Genomic DNA, 2,019 nt, shown 5'->3' with positions numbered 1-2,019 from the left:
CTTAAGGTACGTAGTTGCGCTTGAGCGCTCTTTCGGAGATTGTGGAAAAGAGCGCTTAAGCGCAACTACGTACCTAATTGAAGCGCTCTTTTAGAGATTGTGGAAAAGAGCGCTTAAGCGCAACAACGTACCTAATTAAAGCGCTCTTTTCTAGATTTTGCAAAAGAGCGCTGAAGCGCAACTACGTACCTAATTGAACGGTTGATGATTTGGATTAATTGCGGTGATTGTTGGTGTACCGAATTCGGGCTCCGGCCCACTGAAGTTTTTCCCTCAATGTGCCGTAATAAGAATAGTTTTCCCGCAAAATGATAAATTTGGCTTCGCAGTCTGCCATCCGCACATCTACGCGCTGTCCGGGCCAAATTGCTGTAGCTAAAATGCCGTCCATCCAGAGTTTTGTACTGAGTTCGTAATCTGCTAAGGGCCAAATGCTGACGACGGAACCGGGCGGCAAAACTACAGCCCGACTGGATAAACTTAAAGGGCAAATCGGAGTAACTGCGATCGCATCCATTCCCGAGTGGATAATCGGCCCGTTGGCAGATGCGGTGTAGCAAGTCGAACCGGTAGGGGTTGCCACAATTAAACCGTCGCCTTGATATTGATCGACTACTTCGCCGTCAACTTCCATTTCTAGAATACAGCTCGGCATTCGATCGGCAGAAGCAGGTTTGACACACATTTCATTAAGTGCCAAAAATCGATCGCTTTCCGGTTCAAGATTAGTTCTGTTTCCCTCAAAAACCGCCGCCTGCAACATCATCCGCTTCTGCACGGCATACCTATCTTCGGCTAGTCTGTCCCAAATCTCCTCAGTATTTTGGAAATCCTCAAAAGACTCGGTTAAAAAACCCAGATGTCCGCCTACATTCGCAGCTAAAATCGGGATGCCGTCAGCAGACAAATTCCGGGCTGCGGCCAGGGCTGTACCGTCGCCGCCGAGGACTACGGCTAGATCGATCGGGCTGTTACTAGAAGCTAAAAACACCGGATACGGGTTATCTTTCGGGCCGCTGGGGCCCATTAAAACTTGACACCCGCGACTTTCTAGCTGGCGGGCACACTGTTCTGCCCACCGCTGGCTGAGGGTGTCTCGGGCTTTGTGGGCGATAATTACTTGTTTTAGTTGCACAATTAATTTGGGATTTGGGATTTGGGGTTTGGGATTTTAGACTGAACTAAAAAATCTCAAAATGTTCGATCGCACAAATTGATTTCGGACATCATTTTAGATATTAAACTATTCTTGAAAATTGCGAGGCATAGCCAAAGCATCTGCGTTCCTCGGCAGCGCCGGGGAACGAGAATTCCCCATTGTTTAATCGAAAATCGCCCATCGAAAATGGTATTGATTACCCATCAATACTTCGGGATTTGGGCTGCGGCCAAATAATGCTGGTATCGGAGGCGAGGATGCGAGAAACTGCGATCGCCCCAAAACGGTTGAGGTGGCTGGGATCTAAGAAATAGTCGTTGCGATTTGGCCACCGCTGGGACAAGTCGCGGAAGGCGAATCCTTTTTGTCGCGAGAGTTGCTGCATTCGTTGTCTAAACTGCTGTTCTGCCCACCGACGAGTTGGATCTAGGTAGTCGTCGGTGAGGGGCAAATTGACGAAAATTAGGGGGATTTTCCGAGTTTTGGTAAATGCTACGACTGAATTAAAGGCTGTTGCTTGTTTGCCGCTGAGGTTGAAGTCTTCGTAGTCGCGATCGTACTTGCCTGAAACGTAAGCGCGTTGTCGATAATATGTGTTGGGATTGTAACTTCCTGATATAGGCATGAATCCGTTAGAGTCGATCGCATCTGCCAATTCGCTGACTTGTCTAATTGCTATTTTTGTTTGTGATACTGCATTCTGGGCAACAGGCAAGATGCCTGTTCCACTGTTGAGTAATTTGACTGTGGGGAGTAGGGGTTGGGCATCTTGCCCGCCCCAGTCAGCAACAGGCAAGATGCCTGTTCCACTGTTGAGTAATTTGACTGTGGGGTGGGCATCTTGCCCGCCCCAGTCAGCA

1 protein-coding gene and 1 pseudogene are annotated in these 2,019 nt (G+C 48.5%); both read right to left on the bottom strand.

Annotated elements, in window-relative coordinates; translation table 11 throughout:
* Nucleotides 1-214 precede the first annotated feature (214 nt).
* Nucleotides 215-1,135 (bottom strand): NAD(+) kinase, encoded by a 921-nt coding sequence (locus JGK14_RS00010; RefSeq protein ID WP_293194015.1) that lies wholly within the window; start codon nt 1,133-1,135, stop codon nt 215-217.
* Between the two features lie 220 nt (nt 1,136-1,355).
* A pseudogene (locus JGK14_RS00005) lies at nt 1,356-2,019 on the bottom strand (hypothetical protein); the annotation flags it as partial.

It is taken from the genome of Microcoleus sp. PH2017_28_MFU_U_A, assembly GCF_020738035.1.
In the GTDB taxonomy this organism is placed as follows: domain Bacteria; phylum Cyanobacteriota; class Cyanobacteriia; order Cyanobacteriales; family Microcoleaceae; genus Microcoleus.
Note: the sequence above shows the minus strand (reverse complement) of the source record. Positions and strands in the feature narration are given on the sequence as shown.